Below are 17916 nucleotides of genomic sequence, written 5' to 3'. Positions count from 1 at the left end.
GGAGAAAAAGATCAGTTCACTGGTGTGAGGCTGGCAACCTTGCCACCCTGGCGGTGAATCTGCTGCTGGTACTCCAGCAGTTTGTCGAACGGAATGAAGCGCACACGGTTGCTGCGCTTGTGCAGTTTGTAGTTGTTGAAACCAGTGATCTCAACGCGATAGGTGCGGCCTTGCTGGCCAGCACCCACGCCCATGCGGGTGACGCCATCGTCTTCCACCTTGCGGAAAGCCGAACCGCAGGCATTCGGGCTCACCACCGGAATGGGCGCTTCCTTGTGAATGGAGGGGTTGAGACGTGATTGGTTCTTGGCCAGATCACCTTTCACAGAAGCGGCCACGCCGCGGGTGAGCTGGAGGAGGTAGGAGAACTGAAGGCCCTGCTGCCCGGCGGAGTAATTCCAGCCGTGGAGGTAAGGGACCTGATCTTCTCCGAAACGCTCCTGGTACTCGGCGCTGTCGATGTAGGAATCGATTTCGGCGTCGAAGCCCTGCTCCTGCAGGATGGTGAAGTGCTCAAGCATTTCGGCCTTGTTCTGGGGAGCGCGCCCGAGAAGATGCTTGAAGTTGAGTTCGATGAACCGGTAGGGGTTGGTGCTTTCGAAGAAGCGCTTGCGGTAGAGGCTGCTCTTGGCGATCTGGCGAACCAGCTCGCGCACACTCAGATAGCCACGACGGAACAGGGATTCAGGACCCTCAAGGCGATCGCTCTTGAGGACGTATTGGAAGCCGAGAACCTGCTGGTAAACAGCCCGAATCAATGTGGCCTTGTCGGATTCGGTGGCGTTCAGCCAGTTTTCCTTGTTTTGCGAGGTCGAAAAACGGTCAATGCCCAGATAGGCAGCGTTGACGAGTGTCATGGGCGTGCGAGCCGGGGGTGGGGAGACAGGGCCTGTCGGGAGGGTGCCGTACACGGCGCGGCACTCGCGGACGGGTCTGGCATTAGCGGGATCCTATGGGGGGACTACAACCTCCAGCGCCTGGTTCCAGAATCGTTACAAAGCAGAGATCTGGCGCCATCCGCCAACGCCGATACCATCCGGCCATGCCTTGGTCTGTTGTGTGAAGCCATGACGTCCCTGCCTGCGGCGGATTCTTGGTCCCATCGCATGAGCCTTCAGCTCCAGTCGCTCAGTGTGATCTGCGAAACGCTCACCCTCCGTCTGCTGGAGCTGGAAGAGCGCATGGGCCGCTGGGATGAGCAGAAGCGGTGCCTGGAAGAGCAGGCTTCGGTGCAAGCCGGCAGCGCCGCCGCTCTGGTGGATGTGCTGGAAGCCACCGGCCAACGGCTTGCCTCTCTGGAGTCGCTGCTGGAGGGGACACAAGGGGTAGTTGCTGAAGCCAATGCCGCGCCGCCGCGTTTGCAGGTGCTGCATGCCCAGCCCAGGCGCCGCGCGCAGGTCGAAGGGCGCCCGTTGGAAGAGTCGTTGCTCGAAGCATCGCCGCCCGAGCCTGGCGACAGGGACAATCTGGCCGCTGCTGAGGCTGCTGGCGCCATGAGCGGGGCCAAGGTGTTCGGCCTCCATGCTCAGGAGCCGTCGCTGGCGAAGGCGCGTTCCATGCCGGCAGCCTTGGAGCGCCCTGAACGTCCCAGCGAAGCCGACGATGTGTTTCCCGAGGACGAGGAACAACCCTTCATGGATGAACTGACGGCCTGAATCGGGCTGCCTGGGCAAGCCATCTGAAGATGAACGATGGGCCTGGGCCATGGGCGCCCAAGCCCTTGCTCACGCTTGGGACTCAGCCCCCGGAACCGGTGCTCAGCATGGCGCCAGCCGTTGTGAGCAGCACCCTCACCAGTTCGAGAGCGCCGAGGCCTCCGGCCAGCAGCCAGAGATTCATCGCAAGGCGTGGTGGTTGGCCGTTCTTCCAGGTGGGCGACACCTGAACGGGAACCGGGCCGGGAGCCATCACGTCGGTGCCCATCACCATGTGGGGGGTGCTGCCCCAGGAGCGGGTGCCGCGGAAGGGCCCTGCAGGCGCTCGTTTGGACTGGGCGTCCCTCCAGTAAGCGGTGTAACGGGGGGCTTGCTGGTTGAACGGCAGCTCACCGCCGGGGTTGCCAGGCAGCACACGTCCCAATTGCTGGGGAACGTCCATCTCGCCGAAACGATCGAGATACTCATTCGACTCCAGCAGGGCATCGACACAGCCTTCAAGCCCGCGCTGCGCAATCAGAATGGAGAGAGCGAGCCGTTCCCCATCCCCATTCACTTTGCGGCCGAGAACGCGGCCGACGATCTGATCCACCATCGCGTAATTGCTGTTGCAGCGATAGAAGCCTTCACGGAATCGCGGCGATAGCAGAAGACCGCGAATGAAGAGTCGTGTTGTGATCTGGCCGTTGCGAAACTGCGATTCCAGGGCGGCGTCGCGGTCGACTTTGAAGGCGTGGAAGAAGATCTGGCGGTAGGAGCGCTCGATCAAAGCGTCCATGTCCTGAGGGCTGCGGCGCAGGCCTTCGGGGGAGCGGCGGGGATCCTCCTCACTGCCGACGGAATAGCTTTTGACGCGGGCATTTTGCGCGATCTGGCTGTATTCGAGCAGGGGCAGAGGCATGCGAAAGTGTTGTGCTGGTGGTAGAAGCTAGAGGCTCTCGTCGCGATCTTGGTGAATGAAAAGCATCCACACATACTCCTTTACAAAATAAGAGTTCATGACATTCTCTTCATGAAGAAGTCTTGAAGTTGGTGGGGCAGGCTGTGCCGCCCGCCCCGGTCATGCCTCAGGCGGCGAACCAATCGGCTGGGATCTCTGCGCTGTAATCGTGGGTTCGCTGAAACTCGAAGGGGCCAGCCACTGATCCCCACAGCTGCTGGTGGGTTTCCGGATCGTGGCCGCGGTCGATCGTGCGCATCCCGCGGGGATCGAGCTCAAAGCTGCTCACCAGGTAGGCCACGCTCCCCTTGCGTTCCACCAGGCAACCACAGCCGGGCTCCACCTCGCCCACGAAACCGTCTCCCTGCTGGCGAACCACGTACGAGCAGCCCTTGAGCAGGCGCAGGTCGTCGTTCTGGATCGTCGCCATCCGCTCCGGCTCCTCCACAGCCCCCCAGAACCGCTTCTCCTCCACCAACGCGTGGTTATGGATGCGCACCGAGCCATCCGGTGACGCCTCAGCCCGCAGGATGCGGATCCGGTAGGGCTGCCGCGGTGCGAAGGCATACGACTGCTCCAGCAGCAAGGCACCTTCTCCGAGCTGCGGCACGGGACGGAAGGCCACCAGGATGTGGGCGTAGATCGGTGGGTTCTCAAACGCCTGGTGCTGGTTGCTGAAGCCGGCGCTCAGCATCTCCACCAGACGGCGCAGGGTCGTGGTCATGAGCGGATCCTATGAGCGGAGCCTGCGCTGGCAGTTTCTGGCCGGAGCCTTTGCTGGAAGCCTGTAGTGGAAGCCGAAGAACGTTGCGGTGCAGCATGCCCCAGCCCCAGCCTCAGCCGCCCAGCAACCGCAGGCGGAACGCCGCCACCTGGGCCACCAGATCCGGCTGGTTGATGGCGAAAGGGTGGTCACTCAGGGCGTCCAGGATGGCCGCGAGCCTCTCCGCCTCGCTCAGGTCCGGGGAGGGGTCGGCCGCCAGAGAGGCCTGCCAGGCCTGATCAAACGACATGCCAAAGCTGTCGGCGTTGTTGAACAGTTGATTCGAGTCCCACTCGGGGGGGGTGCGCATCATGAAAGCTGCGTCGGGGAGGGCAATGGAAGTTTCGGCAAGCCCCGGCCTGGTGACCGCCGCCGACGCCGGAATCGACCCGGAGTTTCAGCGGCTGAGCACGAAGCCAGGCAGAACTACACAGCGCACGGTGCCCGAAAATCGCGGCACGCAAAGGCTGTAGGCCAGAAATGGTGGATGCCAGGACCCAGATTTGAACTGGGGACACGGCGATTTTCAGTCGCCTGCTCTACCAACTGAGCTATCCCGGCAGGCTGCGGCCGCAGCGCTCCCGGATCTTAGATCACGGCGCGTGGCGCCTTCTTGCTGGCGTGCGGGCCAGACAGAGCAGCCCCGCCACCTGGAATCCCCCCTGTCCCAGGGCCAAAGCGGCGGCTTGCGCCGTCGCGCCGGTGGTGAGGATGTCGTCCACCAGCAGCACCTGCTGCTTCCTCCAGGTGGGGGCCGGCAAGTCGCCGCAGGCGCGCAGGCCTTGCTCGGCCAACCGCTCGCCTTCGGCACTGAGGCAGAACGAGCCAGCCTGGTTCCGCTCCCTCAGCTGGCGATTGAGGTGGTGCTGCCCGAGGGTGGCGTGGCGGCGGCGCAGCAGCGCGGCCTCCGGCAGGGGGAGTCCGGCGCAGATCTGTTCCGGCAGGGGATTCGCCCGGCGCTTCCAGCTCGGCACTGCCACCAGCAGCCCGTCACGGCAGAGTGCGTCCGGCAGGGTGGCGCCCAGGCTGCGCGCCAGGGCGGAAATCATGGCCGGATCAGGGCGCTTGCGCAGTCCTAGAAGCTCGCGGCGGAAGGCGCCGTCATAGGCGCCCAGGCTCCACCAGGGCAGCGGCTCGGTTCCTTGCAGCCCGATGCCGGTGAACTCCAGGTGCTCCTGACACGGCAGGCACAGAAGCCTCGCCTGCTCTCGGCTGGGCGACGGTTGGCGGCAGCGTGGGCAGACCGTGATGGTGAGCAGCTCACAGCAGCCGCTCAAAAACGACCGGAACATGGCGTGTGGGCGGGGGTGGCGGGGAGTGGCAGGACTCCCACCTGCCGTGTCTCCTCAGCCTTCCCAACCGGCGCCATTGTGATCCCTGCGGCTCAGACGCCGCTCAGCCCGGCTGTGAGGGCATGGCCCGCAGCATGGCGACGAGGGTCCGGTGAGCGTCCTCACTGTCCGTGAGCGGGTGATCGAAGGGTACGGAGATGGTGGCGCCATCCACGTCGAGTTCCATGGCTTCCGGCAGCACCTGAAGCATGTGGGCCGCCTGGGCGTCTGCCACTCCGCCGTAGTGGCGGGCGTAGGCCAGTACGGCCTCGGCGTGGTCGTTGTTCATGTGGGCGCAGATGCGTGCGCTGACGGCTGGGGTGAGGGGATCGGCGGACATCGACGCGCAAAGGAGTGGGACGAAGCGCGATTCTGGCTGCCCTGCTCGCCCCTGCGCCTCTAGCCGGCCCCGAAGCGTTGCCAGAGGAGCAGCCCCAGCCGCACGCCGCTGAAGGCCACATAGCCCGCCAGAACAACGAACAGCCCCATGGAGATGACGGTGCGCAGTCGTTCGTTCATCGCAGGCAGGCAGACGGTTCCATGGTCATCATCCTCGGCCAGCCAGCCATTGCCGCCAGCCTCGCTGGGCCAGCAAGGCTGAGCCGAAAGCGCAGCTCACACCCGGTCGGCAGCGCACCGGGACTCCCAACAGCTGCTCACGCAGCTGACACCACTGGGGGTTGCGGGCCCCACCCCCCAGCGTCACCACCTGCTGCACGGCCGGCGCGCCGAGCTCCTGAAGCTTCCGCCAGCCCTGTGCCTCGATACGGCTGAGGCCCTCCAGCAGGGCCTGCAGGTACCGCACATCGCTGACCGGCCGGGGCTCCAGCACCGGCTCCAGGGTGGGATCGTCAACCGGGAAACGCTCTCCCGCCGACGGCAGCGGCAGCAGATCCAGCCCGCTGGGGCGGCGTGTGTCGATCTGACGGCTCAGCTGCCGCAATTGCTGATCGGTGAAGAAGCGCCTCAGCACCACGCCGCCCGCATTCGAGGCTCCTCCCACCAGCCAGCGCCCAGCCACGCGATGGCAGCTCACCCCGGCCGCCTGGATCGGGTGCGCCACGAACTGCTTCAGCACCAACGTGCTCCCCAGCACGGCAACCCCTTCGTGATCCCGTGGTGCCGCCGCCAGCACGGCCGCGTTGGCGTCGGTGGTGCCTGCGATCACCAGGCAGCCAGGCGGCAGACCCAGTGCGGCGGCCGCTGGGGCATGCAACGGGCCCAGAGCGGTGCCACTGGCCACGATCTCCGGCAGCGCGCCCCACCAGTGCTGCTCGCCGATGGCGCCCGCCCAGAGGCCTGGTTCCAGCTGCCAGCCGAGCTTGAGATTGTTGCCTTCCTCCCCCCAGCGCCAGTTCCCCAGCAGCCAGCCCATCACCCAGTCGGCCTGATGGCGGAGCAGAAGGGCTGGTTCCTGCAGCGCGTCGTGGACCTCCAGAAGCCGCAGCGCCCTCGCCAGGCTGCCGGAGCTGCTGCGGGCCGGTGATCCGGGCTGCACCAGTGTGACCAGGCTGGCGGCTTGCTCAGGGCAGGCCAGTGCATAGGACAGCGCCTCCCCCAGTGGTTCACCATCGGGGCGGCAGGCCAGCAGGGTGCCGGAGGTGCCATCCACACTGAGGGCCGCCACCTGCTGCCGCCAGGCTGCCGGCAGGGATTGAACCAGGGCCATCAGTCCGGAGCGCCAACCGCCGGGCTGTTCAAACGGCTGTGGGTAGGGCAAGGCCCGCTCGCCTCCAGCCACCGGCAGTCCTGCCGCATCGACGAGGGCAAGGCGCAGGCCGCTGGTGCCCAGGTCAATCCCCAGGCAGAACGGGGCTTGCGGTCCCGCCCCGGACATGGCGGAGGCCTCCAGTCAGGCGGCGCTTCCGGCTGGAATGCGATCGGCCGTGGCCTGCCTCAGCTTGGCCGCCATGGCGTCAACGTTCTCCCAGGGGAGGTTGAGGTCGCTGCGGCCGAAGTGGCCGTAGGCCGCCACGTCCTGATAGAAGCGACCACCGCGCTCCTGGGGAAGGGTGCGCAACCCGAAGACGTCGATGATCGCCCCGGGCCGCAGGTCGAAATGCTCCTGCACCAGGGCGGTGAGTGCCTCATCGCCGAGCAGGCCTGAGCCGAAGCTCTCCACCAGGATGCTCACCGGGCGGGCCACACCGATCGCGTAGCTCAGCTGCACTTCCACGCGGCGGGCAAGCCCTGCCGCCACGAGGCTTTTGGCCACGAAGCGGGCGGCATAGGCCGCGGAGCGGTCCACCTTGGTGGGGTCCTTGCCGGAGAAGGCACCGCCGCCATGGCGGGCAGAGCCGCCATATGTATCCACGATGATCTTGCGGCCGGTGAGTCCGGCATCCCCCTGCGGCCCGCCCACCACGAATTTCCCGGTGGGGTTGACCAGGAAGCGGGTGCTGCTGCGGGACGGGCGGATGTAGAGATCGGCAGTGGCCGGCTCCACCACGTGCGTCCACAGGTCGTCGGCGATCCGCTCGCGCAGGGTGGTTTCGTCGCTCACCACCGCGCCATCGGCAAAGGTGATCTCCGCCAGGTGCTGGGTCGAGATCAGCAGGGTGTCGATGGCCACGGGGCGGCCATGCTCGTACACCACACTCACCTGGGTCTTGCCATCGGGAAGCAGGTAAGGAAGCGTCCCCTCGTGGCGCACCATGGCGAGGCGCCTGGAGAGGCGATGCGCCAGGCTGATCGGCAGCGGCATCAGCTCCGGCGTTTCATCGCAGGCGAAGCCGAACATGATTCCCTGGTCGCCGGCACCCACCAGATCGAGCGGGTCGCCATCGTGGTCATCGGCTTCATTGACTCCCTGGGCGATGTCGGGAGATTGCTGATCGAGAGCGATCAGAACGGCGCAGCTGTGGGCGTCGAAGCCGCCGGCCCGCGCTCCGCTGTAGCCGATCCGTTCGATCACCCCTCGCACCAGGCTGGTGAAATCCACCTTCGCGTTGGTGGTGACCTCCCCCGTCACCAGGCAGAGCCCGGTGTTGACAACCGTTTCACAGGCCACACGGCTGGTGGGGTCGGAGCTGAGCAGGGCATCGAGCACCGCGTCGCTGATCTGGTCGCAGATCTTGTCGGGATGCCCTTCGGTGACCGATTCGGACGTGAAGACGTATCGCGCCATGCCGGTGGAAAAGGGATCTAGAGGGGTGAGCCTATTCCCTGAATCCTCAGGGGTTCGTACTCAGGTAGCGGATCCGTTGGTGCCCGGTGCCTCCAGCACAGTGAGCTCCGACCAATGGTGGATGCGGGGGTAGCGGGCGTCGAGCGCCGGTGGTGTGAGCCAGCCGGAGAGATACCCCAAGGCCACGGCAACTCCTGCGGCCTCAGCCATGGATAGATCGCTGTCGGCGTCGCCGATCAGGGCGCAGGCCGCAGGTTCCACACCGAGCTGCCTGCAGAACCCATGCACGGCGCCCGGGTCGGGCTTGGCGGGCTTGTGATCGGCACTCCAGATGCCACGAATGTGGTGCTGAAGTTGATGGGCCCTCAGAAAGCGCTCGATACCTGTGGGTTGATCGTTGCTGATCACCCCGATCACCACGCCCGCAGTGTCGAGCTCAGCCAGCAGCCGCTCCAGGCCCTGGGTAGGCAAAGCAACAGCAGCGGCCTGATCCTCCCCCGGCGCAGCATCGGTGCAAAAGAACACCTCCTCGCTGTGGCGGAGGGCTTCTGGCCAGCCCAGTCCCACCAGGCAGAACACCGTGGCGGTGGAGATGAGGTTGTGGCTGCGGCTGGCCACCGCAGTGGTTCCGGCAGGGTGGAGACGATCGCCCGTGAGCCCATAAGCCCGCTCCAGCAGTTCACGCAGCTCAAGGCGGCGCTCAGGCGCCACCCGTGCCTCGCAGAGATCGATGCGGGTGCGGGCCAGCCTGGTCAGCAATGGCTCGCTATGGCTGAGGGTTCCGTCCTTGTCGAACAGAACGGCCTCCAACTGGCCAATCGGTTCACCGCGCAGGGCCAGGACGGCCATGGATGCACCCGGGGGGAGAGGCGTGGATCAGTCGAGGTCGAGGGTGACGCCCATCGGCTCACTCTCTTCCGCCTGTTCCAGCAACATCTGCTTGTAGCGGGCGGCCATCTCCTCGGCCTTGTCGAACACCTTCTGGGGATCGGTGAGCATGTCACCGGGTTCGGGTTCGAGCGCCTTGGTGGAGAGGGAGATCCGACCACGTTCTGCATCGAGGTCGATGATCATCACCTTCATCTGATCGTTGACATTGAGCACCGTGTGGGGTGTTTCGATGTGCTCGTGGCTGATCTCGGAGATGTGCAGCAGGCCGCTGACGCCGCCGATGTCGATGAAGGCGCCGTAGGGCTTGATGCCACGCACGGTGCCGATCACCACTTCGCCGACCTCGAGGCGGTTCATCTTGCGTTCCACCAGGGCGCGGCGATGGCTGAGCACCAGACGGTTCCGCTCTTCGTCCACCTCCAGGAACTTCAGGGGCAGGAAGTCGGCGACGAGATCTTCCTTCGGCTTGCGGGTGCTGATGTGGCTGCCGGGGATGAAGCCACGCAGGCCTTCCACCCGCACCAGGGCACCGCCACGGTTGGTGGCAAACACTTCGCTGTAGATCGTGGCGTCTTCCTTCTGGAGCTGACGCACGCGCTCCCAGGCCCGCTGGTACTCAATGCGGCGGATGGAGAGGGTGAGCTGGCCGTCTTCGTTCTCCTCGCTGAGGATGAAGAATTCGCGAACCTCACCGGGCTCCAGCACGTCGCTGAGGTTCTCGACGCGGTTGATCGAGACCTCCTGGAGAGGCATGAAGGCAGCCGTCTTGGCGCCGATGTCGATCATGGCGCCCTTTGGCTCCATGGCGAACACAGTGCCGTTCACCACGTCGCCGGGTTTGAAGTTGTAGTCGTACTTGCTGAGAAGAGAGGCGAACTCCTCCAGGGTGAAACCGGCCCCATCGGCGTCGCGGCTTGCAGCCCGGCTCGAGGGGTCGTCAGCGGTGGGAACCTCTTCCGGAATGTCGAGGTCCAGATCAGCGGCGATGGTGTCGATGAGTTCGAGGTCGGCCTCGGCGCTGCTGATGTCGGAAGGGGTCACGGTCATGAAGGAGTGGCGGTCTGCCTGTGGCAGAGCGAAGGTTCGGCCTGGCTGCCCGCCGACAGCGCAAACCCAATCTCCGACTATACGAATCGGCGCGACCGTCAGTTCAAGATGGCCAGTGCCGGGCTGGATCCGTCGTTGCGGCGCTTGGCGGGACGCCGGCTCAGCCCTTCGAGGGCGGAAACGAAATCGCTGATCCCCTGGAACTGGCGATACACCGAGGCGAAGCGCACGTAGGCCACTTCACTCATCTCGCCGAGCTGCTGGAGCACGAGCTCGCCGATCTCGGCACTGCTGACCTCACGACCGCCGCGTTGCTGGAGTTGCAGCTCGATCTCGTCGATCACGGTTTCCAACCGGGCTGGCTCCAGGCCGGTTTTTTCGCAAGCGCGGATCAGGCCGTGCAGCAGCTTCTCGCGGCTGAACAGCTCCCGCTGGCCGTTGCGCTTCACCACGGTGACCGGAACCGTTTCAACCCTCTCGTAGGTGGTGAAGCGGGCTTCGCAGTTGAGGCACTCTCTGCGACGGCGCACACTCCTGCCTCCATCTGCGGATCGGGATTCGAGGACCCGGCTGTCGGTGTGTTGGCAGGAGGGACATTGCATCCCTTTTTTCGCCGCAAGTTGCGCTTATCAATTGTAAGCAGACATTCATTCAATGAAAAGGGTTCTCGCCCTCAGGTTTCCCCCCTCTCTCTCCGGCCCGTCGGCATGAAAAAGCCCCCGCCGGGGCGGGGGCAGAGCTGGACAGGGATCACTTGCCGATCTTCGGGGGATCGCGGAAGGCGATGGCGAAGAACAGGGTGGCGATCGCCAGGGTCAGGATCAGGATGTAGGCGAAGCTCTCCATCGAGGTTCTCGGGCGAAGGGACGATCAGCTGAGCGTGCTGCCGGCCGGGGGCACGAAGCCCTCGGGGATCCGACGGGTGGAGCGGTCACCGAGTTTCTGGAAGAGGCCGAATTCGACCTGCTCGCCAAGATCAGGATCGATGCCTGCGAACACATCGCGGTAGAGGGTGCGAGCCCCGTGCCAGATGTGGCCGAAGAAGAAGAGCAGCGCGAAGGTGGCGTGCCCGAAGGTGAACCAGCCGCGGGGGGAGCTGCGGAAGGTGCCATCGGAGTGATAGGTGTCGCGATCGAATTCGAAGGCTTCACCCAGCTGGGCCTTGCGTGCCAGGCGCTTCACGTCTGCAGGGTCGGTGAAGGTCTGACCGTCGAGAGCACCGCCGTAGACGGTGGCGGTGACGCCGGTCTGCTCGAAGGAGTACTTCGCTTCGGCACGGCGGAAGGGGATGTCAGCCCGCACAATGCCTGTGCTGTCTTCAAGGACCACGGGGAAGTTCTCGAAGAAGTTGGGCAGACGGCGAACCTGGAGATCGCGCCCTTCTTTGTCGGTGAAGCTGATATGACCCAGCCAGCTGGTGGGCAGGCCGTCACCGTTCACCATCGGGCCGACGCGGAACAGGCCTCCCTTGGCAGGACTGTTGCCGACGTAGTCAAAGAAGGCAAGCTTCTCAGGGATGGAGGCGTAAGCCTCCTTCTTGCTGGCTCCGGCCTCCATGGCCGTGGCCACGCGCCGGTTGATCTCGGTTTTGAAGTAGCCCTGATCCCACTGGTAGCGGGTGGGACCGAACAACTCGACTGGGGTGGCCGCAGAGCCGTACCACATCGTGCCAGCCACGATGAAGGCTGCAAAGAAAACGGCTGCGATCGCGCTGGCGAGCACCGTTTCGATGTTGCCCATCCGCAGAGCCTTGTAAAGACGCTCCGGGGGGCGCGTGGTGATGTGGAAGATGCCGGCGATGATCCCAACGATGCCGGCGGCGATGTGGTGAGCCACGATTCCACCGGGGTTGAAGGGGTTGAATCCTTCGGGCCCCCATGAGGGCTGAACGGGCTCAAGGTGCCCGGTGAGGCCGTAGGCATCGGATACCCACATTCCAGGGCCGAAGACGCCTGTGAGGTGAAAGGCTCCGAAGCCGAAGCAACCGAGGCCGGCCAGCAGGAGGTGGATGCCGAAGATCTTGGGCAGATCCAGGGCGGGCTCGCCGGTGCGGGGGTCCTGCCAGATCTCAAGATCCCAGTAGGTCCAGTGCCAGATGGCGGCAAGGAACAGCAGGCCACTGAAAATGATGTGAGCGGCGGCTACGCCTTCGAAGCTCCAGAAGCCAGGGTCGACACCGGTTTCACCGGTGATGCTCCAGCCTCCCCAGCTGCCTGTGACCCCGAGGCGGGCCATGAAGGGCATCACAAACATGCCCTGGCGCCACATGGGGTTGAGCACCGGGTCGGAGGGATCGAAGATGGCGAGCTCGTAAAGCGCCATGGAGCCGGCCCAGCCGGCAACAAGAGCGGTGTGCATGAGGTGCACGGCCAGAAGGCGGCCCGGGTCGTTGATCACGACCGTGTGCACCCGATACCAGGGCAATCCCATGGGGGTTAGGTCCGGGGAAACAAACGGCTGCAAGGGTGTGACCCGAGCAGCGGACGATCAGATGGATCGTTCCGTGCTGGCGATCGTAAGGGTTTCCTTCCGTTGCGGAGAGGCCACCAAGGGAGCTGAAACGAGCCGTGATACGGGGTCTGGCCCTGTCGCGATGGTGCAGTTACATTTCGCAACCTTGGGAGCACAATGGCGTGGTTTGAGCCGTTCCTCCATGCCCGTGATCCGCTTTGTTCGTGAAGGCCGTGATGTCAGCTGTTATCCCGGCGAAAACCTGCGGGAGGTGGCCCTGCGCGAAGGGGTGGAGATCTATGGCCTGAAGGGGAAATTGGGCAATTGCGGCGGCTGCGGCCAGTGCATCACCTGTTTTGTGGCGGTTGAGGAGCCGGCAACGTCTGCGGCCGCCCTCTCCCCACGCACCGCTGTGGAGGAGCGGAAGCTGCTCAAGCGTCCTGGGAACTGGCGCCTGGCTTGCCAGGCGCTGGTGCAGCGCTCGCTGATTGTGGTGACCCGCCCCCAGGTCGCCTTGCCGGACGGTGACCGGCTGCTTGCGGAGGCCCATCAGCAGCCGCTGCCGGAGGGCCCCACCAGCTGGCCCGTGGTGGAAGCGCCGTTGGACGACGAGGACGAGGGCGCCACGACCGCAACGACGGGTGAAGGGCTTCCTGAAGCGTCTGGCAATGGTGATACGGTCCGCTGAGTCCTCCATGCCTTGATGGAAACCAACGATCTCGGTTTCGTGGCCAGCCTGTTGTTCGTGCTGGTCCCGGCCATTTTCCTGATCATCCTCTACATCCAGACCAACAGCCGCCAGCAAGGCTGAGCCCGCAGCTGGCGCTTTTTCACCCCAGAGCAACCTCAGGTTTGCCCTGGGGTGATTTTCTGGCAGAGAGAAACCCGTTTTTTCGTCCCCCTGCATCGCTCCCTCCGCTCACAGCTTTCGGGCAAGGTGAGCGCAACGCATGAGCGCAACCCAGTGGTTTGCTCACGCCTTTTGCCGCAGGAAAGGTTTTCCCCAGAGCTGGCCGTTGGTTCTGCTTGCTAGAGATCCAGTCAGGTGGTCGTTCTTCAGGCCGTGAAGCCAGGTGCCTGCACGCAACTGCACGAACGCAATTGCCTCCACGCAACTGCCTTTACGCCATTCCCTGACAACTGCACCACAGGCTCCGGCTGAAACGGGCCAGAGCTTTCGGATTCAGGCGCGGCGTTCGGGTTCGCGCACCAGCAGCACCGGCGCGGGAGCGTGCACCCGGATGAAGTCGCTTACCGAGGTCCCAAGCAGCCGATCGATGTCCACCAGTGCCTTGGCCACCAGCGGGCGACGATCCTGAGAGGCAATCACCAGCAGATCGGCCTCGATCTCCTTGGCTGCTGCGCACACTTCCCGGCCCACATCGTTGCCATCGCGGTGCACCCCCTTGAGCTCCACGCCAAAGCTGCGCGCGCGCTGCTTGGCCTTCTCCAGCACCTCGTCTGCCGGGGTTTTTCCGCCTCGGCTGGGAGCCAGTTGCTGGCGGCTCACGTGCACACCGGTGAGCGTGCCCCCGGGAATCTCCTTCACCAGCTCACAGGCGATCTTGAGGGCGTCATCGCCCACGCCGGTGCCATCGATGGTCACCATCACCCTGTTGACATGCCGGACGTAAAGGTCGTCGCGGACCAGCAGCATGGGCCGCGTGGACAGCTGGAAGACGTATTGGCTCGAGCTGTTGCCCAGGATCGACTGCAGCCGTCCAAGGCCGCGCGACCCCATCACGATCAGGTCGGCATCCAGCTCATCGGCCACCTTCAGCACAGTCTGCTTGGCATCCCCCTGACGGATGATCGTGTTCACATCGGTGGGATTGAGGCCCAGGCGTTGAACGGCCTCCGCCATCAACCCGCCGGCACGCTGCCAGTGCTCCTGCACGGTTTCCCCCGACTGCTCGGGCACCACATGGAGCAGGTTGAGCCGTGCCTGCCGGAAGGCCGGGAGGTCGCGCAGCATGCGCACCATTTCCTCCACATGACCTTTGCCGGAATCGGCGATCAGAAGGTTGCGAAACACGGGGGCGTCACGGTTCAAAATCAGCCTATGGCCGCCTCCGGGGCCAGCAGCTCCGCCCTGTCGAGGTCGTAATGGACGATCGTGATCCGACCTGGCCCTGGCGTCTGACCCGGCGCGTGTTGCCTCAGCACACGGATCACGCAGGGGTGATGTGGCACGGGGCCTACCTCCGCTGGTTGGAGGAGGCGCGGGTGGAGGCGCTGGCAGCGGTGGGCTTGCCCTACCGGGTGCTCTCCGACCGGGGCCTTGAGCTGCCGGTGGTTTCGCTCACCATCGACTACCGCCGCCCGCTCCAGCACGGCGACTGCGTGGACATCGAGAGCATGGTGGGTGATGCGCAGGGGCTGCGACTGCCCTGGTGCAGCAGGTTCGTGGGCATGGAAGGGCATGTGGCTGCCACCGCGCGGGTGGAGCTTGTGCTGGTGGAATCCAGGCCCCATCCGGCCGGGGGCGTTCCACAGCGGCGGCTGCGACGCCAACCGCCCGCCGATCTGGCGGAGGCGCTTGCAGCCCTGCGGCGGGGCCCTCGGACCGCCATGCCATAGTACAAGCGTACTGATCTTTTGTCGGCGGAATGGGAGAGCTTGTTGCCGTCAGCTTTCCTCGGGGCTCTGGCGCTGTGCCGAGCCCATGGCCCAAGGGCTTCGTTTCTGGCAATCCCACGTCTGAGATGGGGCTGCCATGGCCACAGCGGCGTCGGCGGTGGTGGTTGCTCTGGGCTGGCTGTCCGGGTCTGGGAATCCGGCGGCTGGAGGGGCTGGAGCAGCGGTTCGGCTCTCTGGAAGAGGCCTGGAAGGCGCCGGCCGCGGATCTTGCCGCTGTGCAGGGGTTGGGTGCAGGGTTGCGGGCCGCTGTGGAGGCCTATCGGCAGCGGCACGGCGCCGATCCGGTCGCCGCCGGCAAGCCGGCGCCGGCGGCGATGCGCCGGGTGCTGCTTCCCGGGGATCCCGCCAACCCGCGGGCGTTCACTGCCCTGGAACGGCCACCCCTGGCGATCTACTGGCAGGGGCAGGGCGCCTTATGGCCGGTGCTGCGCCGCCGTGAGGCAGTGGCTGTGGTGGGCACCCGCAACCCCTCCCTGCACGGTCTGGCGATGGCGGAGGCGGTGGGTGCTGCCCTTGCCGCGGCAGGCTGGCCTGTGGTGAGCGGCCTCGCCGATGGCATCGATGCCGCCGCCCATCGAGGGTGTCTGGCTCAGGATGGCAAGCCAGTGGCGGTGCTCGGCACGCCGCTAAGGCGGGCTTATCCCCGCCATCACGGGCCCCTTCAGCAGTTTGTGTCCGCCCGGGGGCTGCTGATCACCGAGCAACCCCCGGGCGCCTCGGTTCAGCGTGGCCATTTTGCCGCCCGCAACCGCCTGCAGGTGGCCCTAGCAAAGGCGGTGGTAGTGATCGAGTGCCCCTTCAAAAGTGGCGCTCTCCATTCCGCGGCGCTGGCCTGGGAGCAGGGTCTGCCGCTCTGGGTGGTGCCGGCCGATGCGGCCAAGGTGTCTGCCCAGGGCAGCAACCGCTTGCTGCTGCAAGGTGCCACACCGTTGCTGCAGCCTGGGGATCTTGTGCACCAGCTGGGCCCCGGCCCGCTGTTGCAGGCGCAGAGCTCCGCTGAGCGGGCCACGGGCTTGCCATCTTGCCGGGCGGGGGCACTGACGTTTGTGCAGCGGAATCTGCTCGCCGCACTGGGCAGCGGGGCCTCGCTTGAGCACCTTTGCCAGTCTCTTGGAGAGCCACCAGCGCATCTCTCCAGCCTGCTTCTGGATCTGGAGTTGGCGGGGCTGATCAGCGCCGAGCCTGGGCTGTACTGGCGGCCCGCCCACGGCAGCTTTGCTTAGCCTTTCCGCATCGGCCAAACGCAGTCCCATCGCAGTTCCAGCCTCGCCACAGGCGTTCTCCCCCGTGGAAACCCCATCCACAGGCTCCCCACGGCCGATTCGGCTCAGCGGCAAGGAACTCTGGCCTTGGCGCCGCGAACAACTTCGCCTCGGCGGAGTTGCCGCAGATTTCGATTGGCTGCTGGATCTCGCCGGCGGAGTGGATGGCCGCTGCCGCCATCGCCTGCGGCTTGAGCCTGAGCTCAGCGTGGATCTGCGATGCAGCCTCGGCGAGATCGAGCGCCTCTGGCGCCGTCATCTGAGCGAGCACATCCCCCTTCAATACCTGGTGGGCTTATGCCCCTGGCGCGATCTGGAGCTTGTTGTGGGGCCCGGGGCCCTGATTCCCCGCCAGGAAACCGAATGGCTGGTGGAACTGGCCTTGGAGCATGCCGGCGCCCTCGCCCCCGGCTGGCCGCGCCGCTGGGCCGATCTTGGCTGCGGTTCCGGTTGCCTGGCAGTGGCGCTGGCGCTGGCTTTCCCAGAGGCTCAGGGATGGGCAGTGGATTGCTCCCCGGAGGCGCTTCACCACACGCACAACAATCTCCAGCGCGCCCGCGTCCAAGGCCGGGTCGCACAGCTGGAAGGGTCCTGGTGGGACCCCCTGCAGGCCGTCTGGGGGCAGCTCGATCTGGTGGTGAGCAATCCCCCCTACATCCCCTCAGCCGAGGTGAGCCAGCTCGATCCCGTGGTGCGCTGGCATGAACCCCATCTCGCCCTCGATGGCGGTGCCGAAGGCCTTGATGCAGTTCGCTTGATTGCCGCCGGAGCTCTCCAGGCACTGGCCCCCGGGGGCTGGCTGCTGCTTGAGCACCACCACGACCAATCCTCCGCCGTGTGCGCTCTGCTCAGCGCGGCCGGTCTGGAAGCGGTTGTTGCCCACAAGGATCTGGAAGGGCATTTCCGCTTTGCCCAGGGCCGCCGTCCGCCCATTCCCCACTGATGGATTCGTTGCCTGCTCCTGGTTCCTCTCTGCCGCTCACCCTCGGGCCAGCGGCTCTGGCTCAGCACCTGGTCGGTGGCGGAGCAGCGGTGTTTCCCACCGACACCCTTCCCGCCCTGGCCACCCAACCACTTGTGGCCGCCCAGATCTGGCGTCTCAAGCAGCGCCCTGAAGGCAAGCCGCTCATCCTCATGGGGGCAGATCCAGAGCTGTTGTTTGCGGCGTTGCACCAACCTCTGCAGCCGTCCTGGCTGGAGATGGCGGCGCGCTGCTGGCCAGGCGCGGTCACCCTCGTGCTGCCGGCGAGCGGCCCGATCGTTGAGGCCCTGCAGCCCAGTGCGCCCAAGCAGGGAATCTCCCTGGGCCTGCGCATTCCAGCCTGTGCCCCGGCTTTGGATCTGCTGCGGCGCACCGGCCCTCTGGCCACCACAAGCGCCAACCGCTCAGGGGAGCCGCCTTGCCGCACCCCTGTCGAGGTGGCTGCGGTGTTCGGCGGGTTGCCGATCCTGGCTCCGCTGCCATGGCCGTCGATGGAGGGCCAGGCCAGCACGGTGCTTCGCTGGCATCCGGACGATCGCTGGGAAGTGCTGCGGCGTGGGGCTGTGATGCCCATCAACGGCGCGCCATGATGCCGCCATGCTCTGGCTGATCCTGCTGATCGTGTTCCTGCTCACGGGATTCGACGCACTCCTGGAGCCGGTGCTGCGCGCCTTCACGCCGCTCCTCTCCTTGAGCGGCTGGATCTGGCTGCCGCTGATCGCTGGCGGTTGGTTGCTGGCGGGCCGGCGCTCCTGAAAGACGGCGTCGGCTGAGGGGCTTCCCCGTGTGTTGCTTGTCTTGCTCCTGAGCCGCTGACGTCCTGCTGG

General features: G+C 65.6%; 22 protein-coding genes and 1 tRNA gene. 8 read left to right on the top strand and 15 right to left on the bottom strand.

Annotated features, from left to right (window positions below; all coding sequences use genetic code 11):
• Positions 1 to 11 precede the first annotated feature (11 nt).
• A complete protein-coding gene (locus ACWJI3_RS09865) occupies positions 12 to 857 on the bottom strand; it encodes a phycobilisome linker polypeptide (protein WP_094514107.1) in 846 nt (281 codons plus the stop codon).
• A gap of 249 nt (positions 858 to 1106) precedes the next feature.
• Between ACWJI3_RS09865 and ACWJI3_RS09860 the strand changes: the two genes are divergently transcribed.
• Positions 1107 to 1655, top strand: a complete 549-nt coding sequence (locus tag ACWJI3_RS09860; protein WP_480203604.1) for a hypothetical protein — start codon at positions 1107 to 1109, stop codon at positions 1653 to 1655.
• A gap of 82 nt (positions 1656 to 1737) precedes the next feature.
• On the opposite strand, the gene ACWJI3_RS09855 is transcribed toward ACWJI3_RS09860, so the two are convergent.
• The 13 genes from ACWJI3_RS09855 to psbB all read right to left on the bottom strand — a co-directional run bounded on the left by ACWJI3_RS09855 (position 1738) and on the right by psbB (position 12184).
• Positions 1738 to 2556 (bottom strand): phycobilisome rod-core linker polypeptide, encoded by an 819-nt coding sequence (locus ACWJI3_RS09855; RefSeq protein ID WP_255101504.1) that lies wholly within the window; start codon positions 2554 to 2556, stop codon positions 1738 to 1740.
• Between the two features lie 166 nt (positions 2557 to 2722).
• Positions 2723 to 3319 (bottom strand): chromophore lyase CpcT/CpeT, encoded by a 597-nt coding sequence (locus ACWJI3_RS09850; protein WP_480203603.1) that lies wholly within the window; start codon positions 3317 to 3319, stop codon positions 2723 to 2725.
• A gap of 112 nt (positions 3320 to 3431) precedes the next feature.
• Positions 3432 to 3668: a hypothetical protein gene (locus ACWJI3_RS09845; RefSeq protein WP_233133102.1), complete on the bottom strand. Its 237-nt coding sequence runs from the start codon at positions 3666 to 3668 to the stop codon at positions 3432 to 3434.
• Positions 3669 to 3846: 178 nt separating this feature from the next.
• Positions 3847 to 3919, bottom strand: a tRNA-Phe gene (locus tag ACWJI3_RS09840).
• Between the two features lie 32 nt (positions 3920 to 3951).
• Positions 3952 to 4650 (bottom strand): ComF family protein, encoded by a 699-nt coding sequence (locus tag ACWJI3_RS09835; protein WP_480203602.1) that lies wholly within the window; start codon positions 4648 to 4650, stop codon positions 3952 to 3954.
• Positions 4651 to 4753: 103 nt separating this feature from the next.
• On the bottom strand, positions 4754 to 5029 hold the full coding sequence (locus ACWJI3_RS09830) for a DUF2470 domain-containing protein (protein ID WP_259730068.1): 276 nt from the start codon (positions 5027 to 5029) through the stop codon (positions 4754 to 4756).
• Between the two features lie 207 nt (positions 5030 to 5236).
• Positions 5237 to 6526, bottom strand: a complete 1290-nt coding sequence (locus ACWJI3_RS09825; RefSeq protein ID WP_480203601.1) for an FGGY-family carbohydrate kinase — start codon at positions 6524 to 6526, stop codon at positions 5237 to 5239.
• Positions 6527 to 6541: 15 nt separating this feature from the next.
• Complete coding sequence (gene metK / locus ACWJI3_RS09820; protein WP_094514088.1) at positions 6542 to 7816, bottom strand: methionine adenosyltransferase; 1275 nt, start codon at positions 7814 to 7816, stop codon at positions 6542 to 6544.
• Between the two features lie 60 nt (positions 7817 to 7876).
• Positions 7877 to 8665 (bottom strand): HAD family hydrolase, encoded by a 789-nt coding sequence (locus ACWJI3_RS09815; RefSeq protein WP_094514086.1) that lies wholly within the window; start codon positions 8663 to 8665, stop codon positions 7877 to 7879.
• A 27-nt stretch (positions 8666 to 8692) separates the two neighbouring features.
• Positions 8693 to 9754, bottom strand: coding sequence for a 30S ribosomal protein S1 (locus tag ACWJI3_RS09810; RefSeq protein WP_094514084.1), 1062 nt, complete (start codon positions 9752 to 9754; stop codon positions 8693 to 8695).
• Between the two features lie 98 nt (positions 9755 to 9852).
• Positions 9853 to 10356: a transcriptional regulator NrdR gene (nrdR, locus tag ACWJI3_RS09805; protein WP_094514082.1), complete on the bottom strand. Its 504-nt coding sequence runs from the start codon at positions 10354 to 10356 to the stop codon at positions 9853 to 9855.
• Between the two features lie 148 nt (positions 10357 to 10504).
• Positions 10505 to 10600, bottom strand: coding sequence for a photosystem II reaction center protein T (locus ACWJI3_RS09800; RefSeq protein ID WP_006042122.1), 96 nt, complete (start codon positions 10598 to 10600; stop codon positions 10505 to 10507).
• 24 nt (positions 10601 to 10624) lie between these two features.
• A complete protein-coding gene (psbB, locus tag ACWJI3_RS09795) occupies positions 10625 to 12184 on the bottom strand; it encodes a photosystem II chlorophyll-binding protein CP47 (RefSeq protein WP_094514080.1) in 1560 nt (519 codons plus the stop codon).
• Between the two features lie 223 nt (positions 12185 to 12407).
• Here psbB and ACWJI3_RS09790 point away from each other — a divergent pair, with 223 nt between their 5' ends.
• On the top strand, positions 12408 to 12893 hold the full coding sequence (locus ACWJI3_RS09790) for a 2Fe-2S iron-sulfur cluster-binding protein (protein ID WP_094514078.1): 486 nt from the start codon (positions 12408 to 12410) through the stop codon (positions 12891 to 12893).
• Between the two features lie 15 nt (positions 12894 to 12908).
• A complete protein-coding gene (psbM, locus tag ACWJI3_RS09785; protein WP_094514076.1) occupies positions 12909 to 13016 on the top strand; it encodes a photosystem II reaction center protein PsbM in 108 nt (35 codons plus the stop codon).
• 372 nt (positions 13017 to 13388) lie between these two features.
• Here the strand turns inward: psbM and ACWJI3_RS09780 are convergent, their stop codons facing one another.
• The gene (locus tag ACWJI3_RS09780; RefSeq protein ID WP_094514074.1) at positions 13389 to 14240 is read right to left on the bottom strand and encodes a universal stress protein; all 852 of its coding nucleotides are present in this window, start codon (positions 14238 to 14240) and stop codon (positions 13389 to 13391) included.
• 116 nt (positions 14241 to 14356) lie between these two features.
• Between ACWJI3_RS09780 and ACWJI3_RS09775 the strand changes: the two genes are divergently transcribed.
• The 5 genes from ACWJI3_RS09775 to ACWJI3_RS09755 all read left to right on the top strand — a co-directional run bounded on the left by ACWJI3_RS09775 (position 14357) and on the right by ACWJI3_RS09755 (position 17845).
• Complete coding sequence (locus ACWJI3_RS09775) at positions 14357 to 14785, top strand: acyl-CoA thioesterase (protein WP_369803095.1); 429 nt, start codon at positions 14357 to 14359, stop codon at positions 14783 to 14785.
• 164 nt (positions 14786 to 14949) lie between these two features.
• Positions 14950 to 16068 (top strand): DNA-processing protein DprA, encoded by a 1119-nt coding sequence (locus tag ACWJI3_RS09770; protein WP_480203600.1) that lies wholly within the window; start codon positions 14950 to 14952, stop codon positions 16066 to 16068.
• Between the two features lie 64 nt (positions 16069 to 16132).
• Entirely contained in the window at positions 16133 to 17050 is a 918-nt protein-coding gene (prmC, locus tag ACWJI3_RS09765; RefSeq protein WP_480203599.1) for a peptide chain release factor N(5)-glutamine methyltransferase, read from the top strand.
• Positions 17050 to 17679, top strand: coding sequence for an L-threonylcarbamoyladenylate synthase (locus ACWJI3_RS09760; protein ID WP_480203598.1), 630 nt, complete (start codon positions 17050 to 17052; stop codon positions 17677 to 17679). Before prmC ends, ACWJI3_RS09760 begins: the two co-directional genes overlap by 1 nt.
• A 7-nt stretch (positions 17680 to 17686) precedes the next feature.
• Positions 17687 to 17845: a hypothetical protein gene (locus ACWJI3_RS09755; RefSeq protein ID WP_198948317.1), complete on the top strand. Its 159-nt coding sequence runs from the start codon at positions 17687 to 17689 to the stop codon at positions 17843 to 17845.
• Positions 17846 to 17916: the final 71 nt, after the last annotated feature.

This window comes from Marcopretia estuarina LEGE 06307 (genome assembly GCF_056633115.1).
Note: the sequence above shows the minus strand (reverse complement) of the source record. Positions and strands in the feature narration are given on the sequence as shown.

Coding starts and splice junctions, on each gene's coding strand:
- ACWJI3_RS09755 (WP_198948317.1), top strand. CDS start 17,687: ATGCTCTGGCTGATCCTGCTGATCGTGTTCCTGCTCACGGGATTCGAC.
- ACWJI3_RS09855 (WP_255101504.1), bottom strand. CDS start 2,556: ATGCCTCTGCCCCTGCTCGAATACAGCCAGATCGCGCAAAATGCCCGC.
- ACWJI3_RS09845 (WP_233133102.1), bottom strand. CDS start 3,668: ATGCGCACCCCCCCCGAGTGGGACTCGAATCAACTGTTCAACAACGCC.
- psbM (WP_094514076.1), top strand. CDS start 12,909: ATGGAAACCAACGATCTCGGTTTCGTGGCCAGCCTGTTGTTCGTGCTG.
- ACWJI3_RS09835 (WP_480203602.1), bottom strand. CDS start 4,650: ATGTTCCGGTCGTTTTTGAGCGGCTGCTGTGAGCTGCTCACCATCACG.
- ACWJI3_RS09790 (WP_094514078.1), top strand. CDS start 12,408: ATGCCCGTGATCCGCTTTGTTCGTGAAGGCCGTGATGTCAGCTGTTAT.
- ACWJI3_RS09850 (WP_480203603.1), bottom strand. CDS start 3,319: ATGACCACGACCCTGCGCCGTCTGGTGGAGATGCTGAGCGCCGGCTTC.
- ACWJI3_RS09760 (WP_480203598.1), top strand. CDS start 17,050: ATGGATTCGTTGCCTGCTCCTGGTTCCTCTCTGCCGCTCACCCTCGGG.
- ACWJI3_RS09865 (WP_094514107.1), bottom strand. CDS start 857: ATGACACTCGTCAACGCTGCCTATCTGGGCATTGACCGTTTTTCGACC.
- ACWJI3_RS09860 (WP_480203604.1), top strand. CDS start 1,107: ATGAGCCTTCAGCTCCAGTCGCTCAGTGTGATCTGCGAAACGCTCACC.
- ACWJI3_RS09800 (WP_006042122.1), bottom strand. CDS start 10,600: ATGGAGAGCTTCGCCTACATCCTGATCCTGACCCTGGCGATCGCCACC.
- ACWJI3_RS09810 (WP_094514084.1), bottom strand. CDS start 9,754: ATGACCGTGACCCCTTCCGACATCAGCAGCGCCGAGGCCGACCTCGAA.
- psbB (WP_094514080.1), bottom strand. CDS start 12,184: ATGGGATTGCCCTGGTATCGGGTGCACACGGTCGTGATCAACGACCCG.
- ACWJI3_RS09825 (WP_480203601.1), bottom strand. CDS start 6,526: ATGTCCGGGGCGGGACCGCAAGCCCCGTTCTGCCTGGGGATTGACCTG.
- ACWJI3_RS09830 (WP_259730068.1), bottom strand. CDS start 5,029: ATGTCCGCCGATCCCCTCACCCCAGCCGTCAGCGCACGCATCTGCGCC.
- ACWJI3_RS09815 (WP_094514086.1), bottom strand. CDS start 8,665: ATGGCCGTCCTGGCCCTGCGCGGTGAACCGATTGGCCAGTTGGAGGCC.
- nrdR (WP_094514082.1), bottom strand. CDS start 10,356: ATGCAATGTCCCTCCTGCCAACACACCGACAGCCGGGTCCTCGAATCC.
- metK (WP_094514088.1), bottom strand. CDS start 7,816: ATGGCGCGATACGTCTTCACGTCCGAATCGGTCACCGAAGGGCATCCC.